The sequence below is a fragment of the Mesorhizobium sp. 01N446 genome (genome assembly GCF_056399285.1).
Window position 1 is genome coordinate 770,410 of sequence record NZ_JBFTRA010000001.1, and the last position, 14,540, is coordinate 784,949.

General features: G+C 63.8%; 17 protein-coding genes. 10 read left to right on the top strand and 7 right to left on the bottom strand.

Features of this window, described 5'->3' with window-relative positions; all coding sequences use genetic code 11:
- Positions 1-18: 18 nt before the first annotated feature.
- Entirely contained in the window at positions 19-723 is a 705-nt protein-coding gene (locus AC1DPX_RS03585; RefSeq protein WP_477234613.1) for a pyrimidine 5'-nucleotidase, read from the bottom strand.
- A gap of 162 nt (positions 724-885) precedes the next feature.
- Between AC1DPX_RS03585 and AC1DPX_RS03590 the strand changes: the two genes are divergently transcribed.
- The 3 genes from AC1DPX_RS03590 to AC1DPX_RS03600 all read left to right on the top strand — a co-directional run bounded on the left by AC1DPX_RS03590 (position 886) and on the right by AC1DPX_RS03600 (position 3,451).
- Positions 886-1,647 (top strand): GGDEF domain-containing protein, encoded by a 762-nt coding sequence (locus tag AC1DPX_RS03590; protein WP_202356851.1) that lies wholly within the window; start codon positions 886-888, stop codon positions 1,645-1,647.
- Positions 1,648-1,832: 185 nt separating this feature from the next.
- Positions 1,833-2,015 (top strand): hypothetical protein, encoded by a 183-nt coding sequence (locus tag AC1DPX_RS03595; RefSeq protein WP_477235743.1) that lies wholly within the window; start codon positions 1,833-1,835, stop codon positions 2,013-2,015.
- Positions 2,012-3,451, top strand: a complete 1,440-nt coding sequence (locus tag AC1DPX_RS03600) for a GMC oxidoreductase (RefSeq protein WP_477234615.1) — start codon at positions 2,012-2,014, stop codon at positions 3,449-3,451. Before AC1DPX_RS03595 ends, AC1DPX_RS03600 begins: the two co-directional genes overlap by 4 nt.
- 42 nt (positions 3,452-3,493) lie before the next feature.
- On the opposite strand, the gene AC1DPX_RS03605 is transcribed toward AC1DPX_RS03600, so the two are convergent.
- Both AC1DPX_RS03605 and AC1DPX_RS03610 read right to left on the bottom strand, forming a co-directional pair.
- A complete protein-coding gene (locus AC1DPX_RS03605) occupies positions 3,494-4,705 on the bottom strand; it encodes an FAD-dependent oxidoreductase (RefSeq protein WP_202356854.1) in 1,212 nt (403 codons plus the stop codon).
- 2 nt (positions 4,706-4,707) lie between these two features.
- Entirely contained in the window at positions 4,708-4,875 is a 168-nt protein-coding gene (locus tag AC1DPX_RS03610; protein WP_010912744.1) for a hypothetical protein, read from the bottom strand.
- Positions 4,876-4,971: 96 nt separating this feature from the next.
- On the opposite strand from AC1DPX_RS03610, the gene AC1DPX_RS03615 reads away from it, so the two are divergent.
- Positions 4,972-5,469: a MarR family winged helix-turn-helix transcriptional regulator gene (locus AC1DPX_RS03615; protein ID WP_477234617.1), complete on the top strand. Its 498-nt coding sequence runs from the start codon at positions 4,972-4,974 to the stop codon at positions 5,467-5,469.
- Positions 5,470-5,520: 51 nt separating this feature from the next.
- On the opposite strand, the gene AC1DPX_RS03620 is transcribed toward AC1DPX_RS03615, so the two are convergent.
- Entirely contained in the window at positions 5,521-6,153 is a 633-nt protein-coding gene (locus AC1DPX_RS03620) for a TetR/AcrR family transcriptional regulator (RefSeq protein WP_477234619.1), read from the bottom strand.
- Positions 6,154-6,256: 103 nt separating this feature from the next.
- Here AC1DPX_RS03620 and AC1DPX_RS03625 point away from each other — a divergent pair, with 103 nt between their 5' ends.
- A complete protein-coding gene (locus tag AC1DPX_RS03625; RefSeq protein ID WP_477234621.1) occupies positions 6,257-6,661 on the top strand; it encodes a VOC family protein in 405 nt (134 codons plus the stop codon).
- Between the two features lie 57 nt (positions 6,662-6,718).
- On the opposite strand, the gene phhA is transcribed toward AC1DPX_RS03625, so the two are convergent.
- A complete protein-coding gene (gene phhA, locus AC1DPX_RS03630) occupies positions 6,719-7,555 on the bottom strand; it encodes a phenylalanine 4-monooxygenase (RefSeq protein WP_477234623.1) in 837 nt (278 codons plus the stop codon).
- A 140-nt stretch (positions 7,556-7,695) separates the two neighbouring features.
- Here phhA and AC1DPX_RS03635 point away from each other — a divergent pair, with 140 nt between their 5' ends.
- The 3 genes from AC1DPX_RS03635 to AC1DPX_RS03645 all read left to right on the top strand — a co-directional run bounded on the left by AC1DPX_RS03635 (position 7,696) and on the right by AC1DPX_RS03645 (position 10,380).
- Positions 7,696-8,172, top strand: coding sequence for an Lrp/AsnC family transcriptional regulator (locus AC1DPX_RS03635; RefSeq protein ID WP_095788497.1), 477 nt, complete (start codon positions 7,696-7,698; stop codon positions 8,170-8,172).
- Between the two features lie 112 nt (positions 8,173-8,284).
- Positions 8,285-9,832 carry a magnesium-protoporphyrin IX monomethyl ester anaerobic oxidative cyclase gene (gene bchE / locus AC1DPX_RS03640; RefSeq protein WP_477234625.1) on the top strand — a complete coding sequence of 516 codons (1,548 nt, stop codon included), beginning with the start codon at positions 8,285-8,287 and terminating at the stop codon, positions 9,830-9,832.
- 149 nt (positions 9,833-9,981) lie between these two features.
- Entirely contained in the window at positions 9,982-10,380 is a 399-nt protein-coding gene (locus AC1DPX_RS03645) for a RidA family protein (RefSeq protein ID WP_477234627.1), read from the top strand.
- A 31-nt stretch (positions 10,381-10,411) separates the two neighbouring features.
- On the opposite strand, the gene argB is transcribed toward AC1DPX_RS03645, so the two are convergent.
- The gene (argB, locus tag AC1DPX_RS03650) at positions 10,412-11,305 is read right to left on the bottom strand and encodes an acetylglutamate kinase (protein WP_056573602.1); all 894 of its coding nucleotides are present in this window, start codon (positions 11,303-11,305) and stop codon (positions 10,412-10,414) included.
- 159 nt (positions 11,306-11,464) lie between these two features.
- Positions 11,465-12,964 (bottom strand): amidase, encoded by a 1,500-nt coding sequence (locus AC1DPX_RS03655; RefSeq protein WP_477234629.1) that lies wholly within the window; start codon positions 12,962-12,964, stop codon positions 11,465-11,467.
- A gap of 138 nt (positions 12,965-13,102) precedes the next feature.
- Here AC1DPX_RS03655 and AC1DPX_RS03660 point away from each other — a divergent pair, with 138 nt between their 5' ends.
- Both AC1DPX_RS03660 and AC1DPX_RS03665 read left to right on the top strand, forming a co-directional pair.
- Entirely contained in the window at positions 13,103-13,642 is a 540-nt protein-coding gene (locus tag AC1DPX_RS03660; protein WP_202356863.1) for a sigma-70 family RNA polymerase sigma factor, read from the top strand.
- On the top strand, positions 13,639-14,361 hold the full coding sequence (locus AC1DPX_RS03665; RefSeq protein ID WP_477235745.1) for an anti-sigma factor: 723 nt from the start codon (positions 13,639-13,641) through the stop codon (positions 14,359-14,361). The genes AC1DPX_RS03660 and AC1DPX_RS03665 overlap by 4 nt, the downstream gene beginning before the upstream one ends.
- The last annotated feature ends 179 nt before the right edge of the window (positions 14,362-14,540 follow it).

The following is a 14,540-nucleotide window of genomic DNA, read 5'->3' on the forward strand; positions in this document are numbered from 1 at the left end:
CCCTACTGCCCTACTGCCCTACTGCCCTGCGACTATCCCCGTCAAAAACCCCGCCAGATCGTCGGTGACAAAATCGACGTCGTCTTCCTGCGCGGGGTCGCGTTCCCAGATCTCGGCAAAGGTCGGCTCGAAATTGCGCGGCACCACCAGCACGGTGGTCATGCCCAGCGCCTTCGGCACCTCCAGGTTGCGGGCAAGATCCTCGAACATCACCGCATTGTGGCCGGTGACGGCGTGCAGCGCGGCGAACTTCTCGTAGGTCTGGCGCGCCGGCTTGGGGTTGAGGCCGGCGGCGACGATGTCGAAGATGTCGTCGAAATGGTCGAGGATGCCGAGCTGGCGCGCGGTGCGCTCGGCGTGCTTGCAATCGCCATTGGTGAAGATGAACTTGCGGCCTGGAAGCTGGCGAATGGCGGTGCCCAGGACAGGGTCGGGCACCAGCCATGAATAGTCGATGTCATGCACCTTCTCGAGGAAATCGTCGGGATCGATGCCATGGCGCGTCATCAGCCCGTTCAGCGTCGTGCCATATTCGAGATAAAGCTCCTTCTGCAGCTTGCGCGCCTCCTCACGCGGCAGCGACAGCAACTCCCCGACATAGGCCGTCATCTTGACGTCGATCTGCGAGAACAGATTCGAATGATGCGGATAGAGCGTGTTGTCGAGGTCGAACACCCAGTCGGTGACATGGGCGAAGCGGGCGGGATCAGGCTGCGTGGTCATGCGCTCCTTATGGCATGAAACGCGGATTCTGAAAGAGACTTTATCCACAACTTCCACGCGCTTTTAGTGGCATAAATGGCCGCACGATTCAAATTTTAAGCAACCGGGAAAGGTGGCCTTCAGGGCTTGCTGGCACAGAGACAGTCCTGTGGGGAGCCTGCGATGAACAGCATCATTCTGAAATCCGCCGCTATCGCTTTCGCTTCCGTAGCCGCCTCTCTTCTTCTGACGCTGATCATCGTTCCGGCGCTCGGATTCCCGGTCAACCGAACGATCTGGCTGACCTCGACGCTGTGTCCGCTGGTGCTTGCATGGGTGGCCTGCGCCAGCACCTTCTGGCAGAGCGACAGATTGAAGAACGCGCACCGCGAACTGGCCCGGGCGCACGCCCAGCTCGCCGCCGCACACCGCCGCCTGTCGGAGAAGGCCAGCCGCGACGACATGACCGGAATGCTCAACCGAGAAAGCTTCTTTGCCGCCCTGGACGGCTCCCGGCGCAAGTCCGACCGCGGCGCGCTGCTGATCATCGACGCCGATCATTTCAAGAAGATCAACGACAGTTTCGGCCACCTGACCGGGGACGACGCGCTGCTGCTGATTGCCAGCGCCATCGAGCGCGGCGTGCGCAGCGGCGATGTGCTTGGCCGCATCGGCGGCGAGGAGTTCGGCGCGTTTCTGGTCGGGGCCACCGAGCAGGAAGCCAAGCGTGTCGCCGAGCGCATTCGCCGCGAGGTCGAGCTGATCCGCTTCAGGCCGGTCGATGAACGGACCATTCCGCTGACCGTCAGCATCGGCGGCACAGTCTGCGGCGAGGACGTCAACGTATCTGACCTGATGCGCGCGGCGGACCGGCGCCTCTACCAGGCCAAGCATCGCGGCCGCAACCTGACGATCCTCGATACCGACATTTCCGCGGCCGCCTGAGCGGCCAGCCCGGCACACCCGGCCTGTTAAGGAATTTCTAACCCTGTTTGCATTCGGTTGTACCGCCTGGCGGCCTTTTCACTGCTTCGAGGCCTGGCTTGGCACGATACTGGCCTCTGTGACGGCGCGTGTGCCGTTCGGGGAATGTCATGCGCGCATCGAAGCCCCTATCCGAGAGACCTGTCATGAGTTTCTTCAAGAAAATGTCGCGCCGCACACTCGTGCAGGCGCTGATCGCCCTGCCTGCCCTGTCCCTGTTCCGCAAGCTGCCCGAGGCCGACGCGGCCAATGCTGGTCAATCGCGGGCCGACCCGAATGAAATCGTCGAGGTCAATGGCTGGATCCTGAAGCGGAGCGACCTGGCATGATCTTCGACAGCTATGAGGCGTATCGCGCCGCCAACTTCAAACCTAGGGTATGCATCCTTGGCTCCGGCCCGGCCGGCACCACCATTGCCCGCAAGCTGGGCGCCGCCGGCATCCCGGTCGTGGTGCTGGAGGCCGGCTCGCGGGAGTTCAGCGACGAGTCGCAGGACTTCTACCGCGGCACCACGGTCGGCGATTTCTATTTCGACCTCGACATCACGCGGCTGCGCTATATGGGCGGCAGCTCCAACCACTGGGCCGGCTGGTGCCGCGTCCTCGACAAGCAGGATTTCGAGCCGAAGGCCTGGGCGCCCGACACCGGCTGGCCGATCCGCCGCGCCGACATCGAGCCCTATCTGCCGGAGGTGCACGATATCCTCGAACTTCCCGACTTCCGGCCCGATGTGCCGATCTCGGACGACATACGCTGGGTGCAGCTGATCAAGAGCCCGGCGGTGCGCTTCGGCGAGAAATTCGCCGACGAGCTCGACAAGAGCCGCAACATCGCCGTCGTGCTCAACACCTATGCCACCGAGCTTGCCGGCGACGGCAAACGGGTTACCGGCGCCAAACTATGGTCCAACGGCCAGGACGCCGGCGCCTTCAGCGCCGACTATTTCATCGTCTGCACCGGCGGACTGGAGAATTCGCGGCTGCTTCTGTGGTCGAACCAGCGCTCCAACGGCGGCGTGGTGCCGAACGCCACGGCACTTGGCCGCTACTGGATGGAGCATCCGACCTTCGAGGGCGGCAATGCCATCCTGGCCGACTACGGCGAGTTCGAGGTCGATGCCGTGAACGAGGCCTTCTTCTCGCCGACGCTGGCCGCGATGGAGCGTCTGCAAATCATGAATTTCGGCATCAGGCTGATCGAGACACCCTATGCCGGCGTCAAGCATGTCATTGCCGACCTCGCCTGCACGGCGCCCGACATGGCCGAATGGGTCGCCTATCAGCTCAGCCAGAACCTGCGCTGCGCGGCGCAGCTCTATGTCGCCTGGGAACAGGCGCCGCTGGCCTCCAACCAGATCGAGCTGTCGAAGACCGATGTCGACCATGCCGGCGTACCGCGCATCGAGCTGCACTGGAAGAAATCGGAACTCGAGCGGCGCACGCTCGTCGAAGGCCTGAAGCTATTCGGCACGACGCTGATCGAGAAGGATCTCGGCCGCGTCCGTCTCATGGACTGGATCGCCAATGGCGAAGACTATCCGACCAACGAGGAGACCGCCGGACACCATCACATGGGCGGCACGCGCATGGGCACCGACGTCACCACGAGCGTGGTGGACGCCAACTGCAAGGTGCACGGCATGGACAATCTCTATGTCGGCGGCTCCTCGGTGTTCTGCACGTCCGGTCAAGCCAACCCGACGACGACGATCACCGCGCTGGCCTGCCGGCTGGGCGACCATCTGAGCAAGGTGGTCGCTGTCTGAGCAGCCTGGAACATCCGCGCCCGCGACGGGCGCGGATGCTCGTCAGGTCGATGGTTTTTCGAGCGGCGCCAGGTCGGCGCGGTAGCGCGTCATGGCGCGGGTCGTGCGCGAACCGAAGCGGATGAAGAACGGCAGCATCAGGTCGCGCAGGAACAAAGCGACGCGGCCTTTCACCTGCTTTTGCGAGCCGATCCGCCGGCTGACCTTGACGATATGCTCGACGCGGTCCTGGCGCAGCGCCTGGAAGGCGGCGAAGGCCTGGGCCGGCAGCGGCGTCGCATCCAGGCACGCGGCCAGCACGACGGCGTCCTCGACGGCCATCGATGCGCCCTGCCCCGAATGCGGCGAGACGGCGTGCGCCGCATCGCCCAGAAGAATCACCCGCCTGGTGTGCCATTTTGGCAGATGCAGCATGTCGAACACGGGGTAGGTGCGCGGGATTTGCGTGACGGTCTCGACGATCTGACGGATCGTCCGGGGATCGCCGGCATGCAGCTGGCGAACTGTTGCCGCCAGATGCAAGGGATCGGGTCTCGCCAGGGCGGCATCCTCGTCCAGCGGGAAGGACGAGAACCATAATACCGGCCCGTCTTCCGGTTTCATGTAGCCGAAGAAGGCTTTCTTGCCGAACACCATACGCATCAGGCCGCCGGTCGGTTCGACAAAGGGCAGTTCCACCACACCGCCGACGCCGGTCAGTCCGGTATAGACAGGATCGGGAGAGGCCGGAAAACAGACGCGGCGGACGCGCGACCAGACACCATCGCAACCTGCCAGCCATGCGGCATCGACCGCAACGCCATTGCCGAAGGCAAGGCGCACGCAATCAGGCTGGTCTTCGATCTCGGTGACCGCATGGCCAAAACGGATATCGGCGCCAAGCGCCAGGGCTTCATCCAGCAGCGCGCCGAGCAGGTCCGAGCGCCGCAGCGTGATGCTTTCGGCGCCCGCTTCGCGCATTGCCTGCCGCTCGTCGAGATGGATGAGCCGGTGCCCGGCGGCGTTCATGATCTCGAAGCCAAGGGTGCGAATGCCCAGCGCGCTTACGCGTTCGGCGAGCCCGAGCGCGCGCAAGGCATTGATGCCGTTGGGCGCCAAGGTGAGGAAGACGCCTTCGCTCAAATCTTCGCGCGACCGTGCCTCGAACAGGCAGACGCCAATCCCTTGCCGGCGAAGCATGACGGCAAGGGCCAGCCCGGCAACGCCGGCGCCAATGATGGCGACCGACAATGCCGAGGGGGTGGTGACGGCCATCTTCACAGGCCGTAGATGGCGATACGCACGAGCACGGCGGCCGCGGCCAGCGCCACGAGCAGGATGCCGAGGCCGATGGGAGAACCCCAGCCATACCATTCCATCGCCAGCTTGGCGTATTTGAATTCATCCTCGTGGGAGAGAGGGGTACGTTGTTGAATCAAGCTCATTTTTTCACTCCTTGTCGGCGGCCAGGCCCTTGCCTTGTCGGCGCTGCGGCCGCATATTGCTGCGATAGTCTAAATGTTCGACGGATTGATAGTTAGATGATCGAGATAAATTCGTCAAGCGGATATCGCGACGAAATGACGGCCGCGATCGGCCTTGCCGTGATGCAATGGCAGGACGCGACGCAGGCCTATGACGAAGCGGTGGGGACGCGGCTCGGGCTGAACATGGCCGAGCGACATTGCATCGGGCTGCTCTATGGCGGCCCGCAATCGGCCGGCGCGATCGCGACCGCAACCGGGCTGACGCCGGCCGCGGTGACGGCGCTGATCGACCGGCTGGAGGCGCGCGGCCTGCTGACGCGCACGCGCAGTCTCGAGGACAGGCGCAAGGTGGTGATCGAAGCGACCGAGGCGACGCGGGAACTGTCGGCGCGCTATTACGGCGCCATCGCCAAGGAGGGCGAGAAGGTGATCGCCACCTTCAGCGACGCTGAGCTCGCGACCATATCACGCTTCGTCAACGCCGCGCTCGACCTGCAGCGCGCCCAGCTTACGCGGCTGAAGGCGGAGGGATCGGCCACCCCCGAGCGATAGCTGCGTCGGGTGTGTTGGCGGCGCTGCTGCGCATGTCGGCAGGAAACGGGACTATTTCGGCTGGACTCCATAGGCGGCAAGAAACGCCTCCACCGAGGCATCCGCATGCCGTTCCAGCTCGGCCTTGGAGCGCCGGTTGCTTCCCGTGAACATGGCTTCATTCATCGGGATCCAGAGAAGCATTCCAAAAAGATGGCTGGCCGCCAGATGGGGGTCACTGGTTTTTATCAGTCCCCGATTGGTGAGTTTCTGAAAGCAGGACGCTGCCGAGTCGAGCATGCGCTCAAAGCCCTTTTCGTACCAACTGCGGCCAAGCTGCGGCATTCGATCCGCATTGGCGATGATCAGGCGCCGCAGCTTCAACAACTCCTCATCCATGAGAACGGCTATCAGACGCCGGGCTAGCTGCTGCAAGCCGCCTTCCATGAACTTCGCCTCGGAAAGCAGCGTCGTCACGGACTCGATGATGTCGTTGACCTGGGTGGCGGTCGACAGAACGACTTCGCCGAACAGGGTCTCCTTGTCGGTGAAATGCTTGTAGACGGTCTGCTTGGAAGCCCCCGCCTTGGTGGCGATTTCCTCCATGCTGGTCCCGTCATAACCCTTGCTGATGAACGCCGACGTGGCCGCCTGGATGATTTCACGATCCTTGCGTGCCGATCTGGTCTCACCGTCGATTTCCATGGAATCCCCCTGTCCAGTACTAGACGGTACCGTTCCCGCATGATAGTCACGACCACAGTACTAGACTGACTAGTACCCGTCAACGAAGGCAAGGCTTAGACCGATGACCAAGATGATCTTCATAAATCTGCCGGTGCGCGATCTGCAGGCAGCGACCAATTTCTATCTCGCGATCGGGGGCACGCTGAACCCGCAGTTCTCGAACGACCAGGCCAGCTCTATCATGTTCTCCGATGCGATCGGAGTGATGTTGCTGACGCACCAGCATTACGGCCAGTTCACGGCACGCCAGATCGGCAACGCCAGGCGCGACAGCCAGATGCTGATCGCACTCACCGCCGGCAGCAAGGACGAGGTCAATGCCACGATCGAAAAGGGCGTGGCGGCAGGCGGCCGTGCCGATCCCAACCCCGCGCAGGACCTCGGCTTCATGTTCAACCGCCACATCGAGGATCCGGACGGCAACGTCTGGGAGTTCCTGTGGATGAACCCCGCCGCCATGCAGTAGCCCATCCAAAGCGCGTCGCGTTGACAAGGTTTCATGCGACGCGCTTCCTGGAATTGTTTAGACCGTCGCCGGATCGAGCGCCGGCTGGCCCTTGCGGCGCGCGACGATCGCCGCGAAATCGGCGGTCTGGAACGCGTCGCGCAAGGCGTCGAAGGACGGCAGCACGAAATAGGCGCGCTGGAACTTGTCGATCTCGTAGCCAGTGCGCATCACCATTTCCAAGTCGAAAGGCACATGGTGGGCGTCCTTGCTCTCGACGGCGAATTGCAGTTCGGTGAAGGATGACATCAGGCCGGCGCCAAAGGCCTTCAGCGGCTGGCCGGCCTCCTGCATCAGGCCGTATTCGGCCGTGTACCAGTAGAGCCGTGTGATCATCTCGTCACCGCCGAGAGCGATGATGTCGCCGGCCTTCTTGCCATACATCTGCATGAAGTCGGCGAACACCGGCTGCGACAGCACCGGCACGTGGCCGAAGAAATCGTGGAACATGTCCGGCTCGACGATGTAGTCGAGCTCCTGCCTGGTGCGCAGCCAGTTGGTGACCGGGAAGCGGCGGTTGGCGAGATGGTCGAAGAAGGGGGCGGCGGGAATGAGGCCCGGCACGGCGACGATCTCCCAGCCGGTCAGCTTGCGGAGCTTGGCGCTGACCTCGTCGAAATCGGGAATGCGGTCGATGAGGCCGAGTTTTTCGACGCCGTCGAGATAGGAATGATGGGCGAGCTTGCGCGTCAACATGGTCTGGCGGTCGCACAAAGTGCCCCACACCGCCTGCTCCTCGGCGCTGTAGTCATAGCCCTGAGCCACGGTAAAATCGGCACGGCAGACCGAATAGTCGCCGCGCAACCCCTGTGCCGCGCAGTCGCGGGCATATTCGGCAACGCTCATCGTCGTCATGGTTTTTCTCCTCGCAAATCGGCAATGGTAGACGTGCCCCGGAGGCTAACCGGATCTGGCGAGGCAATTTGGTTTTGATCATGGCTCGCCTGCGATAATCGGGATAATATTCACTCAAATTGTGCCTCAGAGGAGTGAAAATGCCTCAATTCGACGATTTCGAGATCAAGATGCTCGATGTCTTGCAACGCGACGGGCGCAAGCCCGTCTCCGAGCTGGCGCAAGAGATCGGCCTGTCTACGACGCCCTGTGCGCGGCGCTTCGAAGCACTGCAGGATGCCGGCATCATCAAGGGCTTTGCCGCGGTCATCAGCCGCCGCGCGGTCGGCCTGATGGTCGAGGTGTTCATCCAGGTGCGCCTGGTCAGCCACAGCGACGGCTCGCCGGAGAAGTTCATCGCCGCGGTGCAGCGCATGGATGAGGTGTCGTCGTGCTGGACGATGACCGGTGACCACGACTTCCTGCTGCATGTGATGGTGCCGTCGGTCGACGAGCTCAACGCCTTCGTCATGCACCGGCTGATGCGGCTCGACGGCGTGCGCGACGTCCACACGCAGCTCGTGCTGCAGAACATCAAAGGCCCCGGCCACGTGCCGCTGGCGCATCTTAGGAAGTAGCGGCATCTCCAGCACTTCTGCGGAAAAGCTGCACGCAAACTGCTGAAGTGGGCCAATCGGGCGTCCACATCGCTGGCCAGCATATGCGGACCAACTCGCTCGGAGGTCCGCCATGAAAATCGTCCTGATCAATCCGCCGCACACCGCCATCGGCAGCCRCGTGCCGGACAATCATTTGCCGCCGCTCGGCCTGCTGGCGATCGGCGGGCCACTGATCGATGCCGGTCATGAGGTGCGGCTCGTCGATGCCGAGTTCGGGCCGATACCGCTCGACAATGTGGTGCGCGACGCTCTGCATGACGTTCCGGACTTCGTCCTGATCGGCCATTCCGGCTCGACCTCGGCGCACCCGACCGCCTTGCTGATCGCCGGGATGGTCAAGCAGCGCGAGCCGGCGACCATCATCATCTATGGCGGCGTCTTTCCGACCTATCACTGGCGCGACATATTGGCGGGAACGGACGTCTTCGACTTCATCGTGCGCGGCGAGGGCGAGGCGACCGTGGTGGCGCTGGTCGAGGCGCTGGAAATGCACCAGCCGCCGGCAAGCGTCGCCGGCATCGCCTTTCGCGACGATCTGCGCCGCCCCTTCGCCACGCAGGCGGCCATGACCATCGCCGAACTCGACGCCTACCGTGTCGGCTGGGAGCTGATCGACCACAGCCGTTACAGCTATTGGGGCGGCAAGCGCGCCGTGGTCATGCAGTTCTCGCGCGGCTGTCCGCATCTGTGCAACTATTGCGGCCAGCGCGGCTTCTGGACCCGCTGGCGGCATCGCGATCCCAAAAGATTCGCGCAGGAGATCGCCTGGCTGCACCGCGAGCACGGCGTCGAACTGATCAATCTCGCAGACGAAAACCCGACGGTTTCGAAGAAGGCGTGGCGCGCCTTTCTCGACGCGCTGATCGCCGAGAACGTCCCGGTGCTGATCGTCGGCTCCACCCGTGCCGACGACATCGTGCGCGATGCCGACATCCTGCATCTCTGCCGCAAGGCCGGCGTCATCCGCTGGTTGCTCGGCATGGAAAACACCGATGAGCAGACGCTTCAATTGATCCGCAAGGGCGGCAGCACCTCGTCCGACCGCGAGGCGATAAGGCTGCTGCGCAAGCACGGCATTTTGTCGATGGCAACCTGGGTGGCCGGCTTCGAGGATGAGGGATTTCGCGACCTATGGCGCGGCTTTCGCCAGCTCATCGCCTATGATCCCGACCAGATCCAGGCGCTCTATGTGACGCCGCATCGCTGGACGCCGTTCTTCCGCATCGCGCGCGACCGCAAGGTGATCCAGAAAGATGCCCGGCTGTGGGATTACAAGCACCAGGTGCTGCAGATGACGCGGCTGAAACCGTGGATGCTGTTCTTCAGCGTCAAGCTCATCGAACTTGCCGTGCAGTCGCGGCCGAAAGCGTTGGCGCGCATCCTGTTCCACCCCGACCCCGAGCAGCGGCACTCGATGCGCTGGTACACGAAAATGGGCCGCCGCGTCTGGTTCCGCGAGGTCTGGGGCTTTCTGGCCCGCGACGGCAGGGTGAAGGACGGGCCGACGCTCGCCGAGTTCTGGGGCGTGCCGCAGGACGCGGAAGAGGAATCGATGACCGTCGCACGTCCGCCGCGCAAGCCGGCCGAAGCCGCAGTCGCGATTTCGCCGGGCGCCTGACCGGCTCTCATCATCTCACAAAAATACGCGGCGTATGCATATTGACATACGCCGCGTATGCACCCACATCCGGCATACGGGGCGTATGTAAATTGGGCAGGCCGCGATCGTCGAGAGATCGGGCCTGCCTTTGTTTGAATGGAGTGAAAATGACCAAACGCGACGCAATCTTCCCCGCCGGCCGGCAGGCTCTCTACGACATCAACCGCTATTCGGCGGCGATCCGCTCGGGGGACCTTCTGTTCGTCTCCGGCCAGGTCGGCAGCCGCGAGGACGGCTCACCCGAGCCCGTCTTCGAAAAGCAGGTCCAGCTTGCCTTCGACAATCTCGCGGCCGTGCTGAAGGCCGCCGGCTGCACGTTCGACGACATTGTCGACGTCACCACGTTCCACACCGATCCCGCCGCGCAGTGGCAGGCGATCGACGCCGTCCGCCTGAAAGTGTTCGGCGAACCGCCCTATACGAACTGGACCGCGGTGGGCGTCAACTGGCTGGCCGGCTTCGACTTCGAGATAAAGGTCATAGCACGCATCCCCCAGCCCGCCTGATCGGCCGGTGGCGGGCGACGCAGGAGTCGCCTCAGGGCACGATCAGCGTGCCGGCGCCGTGTTCGGTGAAGAGTTCGAGCAGCACCGAATGCGGCGTCTTGCCGTTGAGGATGACGACGCCTTCGACGCCGCGCTCGATCGCCTCGATGCAGGTCTCGACCTTGGGGATCATGCCGCCCGAGACCGTACCGTCCTTGATCAGCGCCCTGGCCTCGGCGACGGTCAGCTCGTCGATCAGCTTCTTGTTCTTGTCGAGCACGCCCGGAACGTCGGTCAGGAACAGCAAGCGCGAGGCCTTGCAAGCGCCAGCAATAGCACCTGCAAACGTGTCGGCGTTGATGTTGTAGGTGTGGCCATCGCGGCCAGGCGCGACAGGCGCCAGCACCGGGATCATTTCGGAACGCGCCAGCAGGTCGAGCAGCGTACGGTCGACCTCGACCGGCTCGCCGACGAAGCCGAGATCGAGCACCCGCTCGATGTTGGAATCGGGGTCGATCATGGTCTTGCGCGCCTTTTCGGCGAACACCATGTTGCCGTCCTTGCCGCACAGGCCGATCGCCCATTCGCCTTCGGCGTTGATGAGCGCGACGATCTCCTTGTTGATCGAGCCGGCCAGCACCATCTCGACGATCTCGACCGTCTTCTGGTCGGTGACGCGCAGCCCGCCCTCGAACTTGGATTCAATGCCCATCTTGGTCAGCATGGCGCCGATCTGCGGCCCGCCGCCATGAACGACGATCGGATTGACGCCAGACTGCTTCAGCAGCGCGATGTCGCGGGCGAAGGCCTTGCCGAGCTCGATGTCGCCCATGGCATGGCCGCCATATTTCACCACCACGGTCTTGTGCTCGTAGCGCTGCATGTAGGGCAATGCGCGTGACAGCAGGGCGGCCTGCATTTCGGCGGTGGCGGCGATGTCCGTCATCGGGCGGTTCCCTGGCTTTTTAGTTTATGCATGTCGTTGCCCCAAAACCGCTGGGCACTTTTGGGCGGCATGCATCAGGTAAAGACGGCGGCGTCTTAGCGGGAATTGGCGCGGGGGGCAAATGGCATTGCTGTCATATTCGACCGTCTCACGACGTCGTCATCGCGAAGGCACCATCAGCGGCGCCCTGCGGCCAAGCCAACCCGAAAGCTTCTCCATCTGCGCGGCGAAGGACAAAAGCGTCTCCTCGTCGCCCGGGCGGCCGGCGGCCTGGATGCCGAGCGGCAGGCCGGCATCGGTGACATGGACGGGCAGCGCGATCGACGGCTGGCCGCTGACATTGTGGATCGCCGGCCAATGGGTGAACAGAAGGCTCTTGTCCATCAGCTGGCCGAACAGCGGTTTCAGCTTAAGCAAAGGCGTGAGGTGAAGCTTGTCGAGCAGGTTTTCGATCAGCTCGTCGGCGCCTTTCGGATCCATGGCGCCGCAGGCGAGCGGCGGGTGCGCGATGACAGGCATCAGCACGGCGTCATACTGCGCCGTTTCCTCGATCATCCGGCGCGAGGCGGCGTGCAGCCGCTGCAGGGCGGCATAGATCTCGCCGGCCGAGACCATTTCGCCCAACCGGCCGAGGATCCGCGTGGTGCGCTCGACGTCGCCGGTCACGGGACGGCCGACGCGCAGCGTTTCGGCCCGTAGCATGCCGGCGACGGCCGAAGCAACCGTCCTGCAGAAATCCGCGAGGAAATCGCGGCCGATGAAGGGCAGGTCGATCTCCTCGACCGTATGGCCGCCCTCGCGCGCCAGCGCCACCGCGGTGTCCAGCGCCTTCATCGTCTCGGCCGAGATCGGCAGGCCAAGCGGCGACTTGCGGTAGACGGCGAGCCTGAGCTTGCCGGGATCGCGCGCGGCGGCGGCGGCGAACGTGCCCTTCGGCTCACGTGCGGCATAGGGCGACAGCGGATCGGGACCGTGGGTGAGATCGAGCAGCAACGCGCTATCGCGCACCGAGCGGGTGACGGCATGGTCGACCACCATGCCGTACCAGCTTTCGCTGACCAGCGGCGTCAGCGGGACGCGACCGCGCGAGGTCTTGAGGCCGACCAGGCCCGTGCATGCGGAAGGCACGCGGATCGAGCCGCCGCCATCGGAGGCGTGCGCCACCGGCACCACGCCGGCGGCGACCAGGGCCGCCGCACCACCCGACGAGCCGCCGCTGGTGTGGCCGGTGTTCCAGGGATTGCGGGTGATGCCGAAGGCCTTGGATTCGGTCATCAGCCGCAGGCCGTGTTCCGGCGATGTCGAGGTGACGATCGGGATCAGCCCGGCGGCGAGATAGCGTTCGGTCATCACCGAATTGACGTCGGGCACCGAGGCCGGAATGCGGCTGCCGCCATGCGAGGGCACGCCCTTGATGGCGATGCCGAGATCCTTGATGGCGAAGGGCACACCGGCCAGCGGCAGCGCGCGGTCCATGGCTTTTGCCCGCGCCCGCGCGGCGTCGTAGAGCGGCTCGGCCGTGGCATTGATTTCGGGCCTTGTGGCCTCGGCGCGCGCGATCGCCGCGTCGGTCAGCTCGATCGCCGAAAGTTCGCCCTTGCGCACCAGGCCGGCGAGGCCGGTCGCGTCTTCTTCCCACAGGATCCGTTCGACCGACATCGGCGCTTCCCCATTGCCGCCAAGCTAGCCAGCGGCTGATCCCTTGGCAATCGAAGCCTGCGCCAGGACACCGGGACTTTAGGTGGACGGAATATTTCCGCCGTTGCAAATACAACGCAATCGCCTAACTTGGCGCGCATGACGCCGCAGGACATCACCAAGCTGATCGTCCGGACTTCGATGAAGGATCGGGCCGCGTTCGATCTGCTCTACCGGCAGACCAGCGCGAAACTTTTCGGCGTATGCCTTCGTGTATTGAACGACCGGGGAGATGCTGAAGAAGCGCTGCAGGAAGTCTTCGTCAAGATATGGACGAAGGCAGATCGTTTCGCCGTATCCGATCTCAGCCCGATCTCCTGGCTGGCGGCAATCGCCCGCAACCACGCGATCGATCGCGTCAGGGCGCGGCGCAAGCCTGCCGCCGATATCGATGCCGCGCTCGACGTGGCCGATCCGGCACCGGGACCTGAAGCGATGGTGGTGGCGGGCGACGAATCCGAGCGCATCCACCATTGTCTAGAGGAGCTGGAGAAGGACCGGGCGGCGGCCGTTCGGGGCGCTTATCTCAAGGGCGAAAGCTATGCCGAGCTGGCGGAGCGCCACGGCGTGCCGCTGAACACGATGCGTACCTGGCTGCGCCGCAGCCTGATGAAACTTAGAGAATGTCTGGAAAGATGACACTGGCAGAGGACAATGGACCGGAACGTGGAGGCGACGACCTGTTCGCCGCCGAATACGTTCTCGGCGTTCTGCCGGTGGAAGAGCGGCAGATCGCATCCAGGCGCATTGACACCGAGACCGATTTCGCGCGGCTCGTCGATGGCTGGGAGGTTCACCTCTCGCCGCTGGCCGCCGGCTATGCGGAGGTCGAGCCGCCGGCCTCGGTGAAGGCGGCTGTCGATCGCCGGCTGTTCTCGAGCACCGCTCAAACCTCTGCCGCACCAAGCGGCGGAATTTGGTCCAGCCTCGCCTTCTGGCGCGGCCTCGCCGTCGCGGCTGTCGCTGCCCTGGCTCTCTATGTCGTCGTGCCTTATGTCAATCGGCCGGCTGAACAGCCGCAGGCGCGGCTTGTCGCCTCGCTGGCCGCCGACGGCAGCGATGTAAAATATCTCGCCGTCTATGATTCCGAGCGGCATGACGTCAGCCTTTCGCACGTTTCCGGCACGCTCGCTTCCGGCAAGGACTTCGAACTTTGGATGATCGAGGGCAAGAACGCTCCGGTCTCGATGGGCGTCATCCCGGCCGGCCCGACCGTGCATATCGGGGTCTCGCCCGCCACGCAGCAGAAGCTCGCCCAGGGCGCGGTGCTGGCCGTCAGCCTGGAGCCTTCAGGCGGTTCGCCGACCGGGCAGCCGACCGGACCGGTGGTTGCCGCTGGCGACCTCAAGGGCATCTGACCTGCGTCTCTTTCGTTGCCAGAATAATTCCAATCTATCTTGCGTTTCGTATGTCTAAAATGAAACGCGGGCCGGCAAGCCATTATGCCGGGCAAATCTCTTTGCCAGAGCGAAAACTTCAAAAATCCAAAATAGTCTGAAACTTGTGCATTTGTGTTCCGTATCTCCTCGCGTCCCCA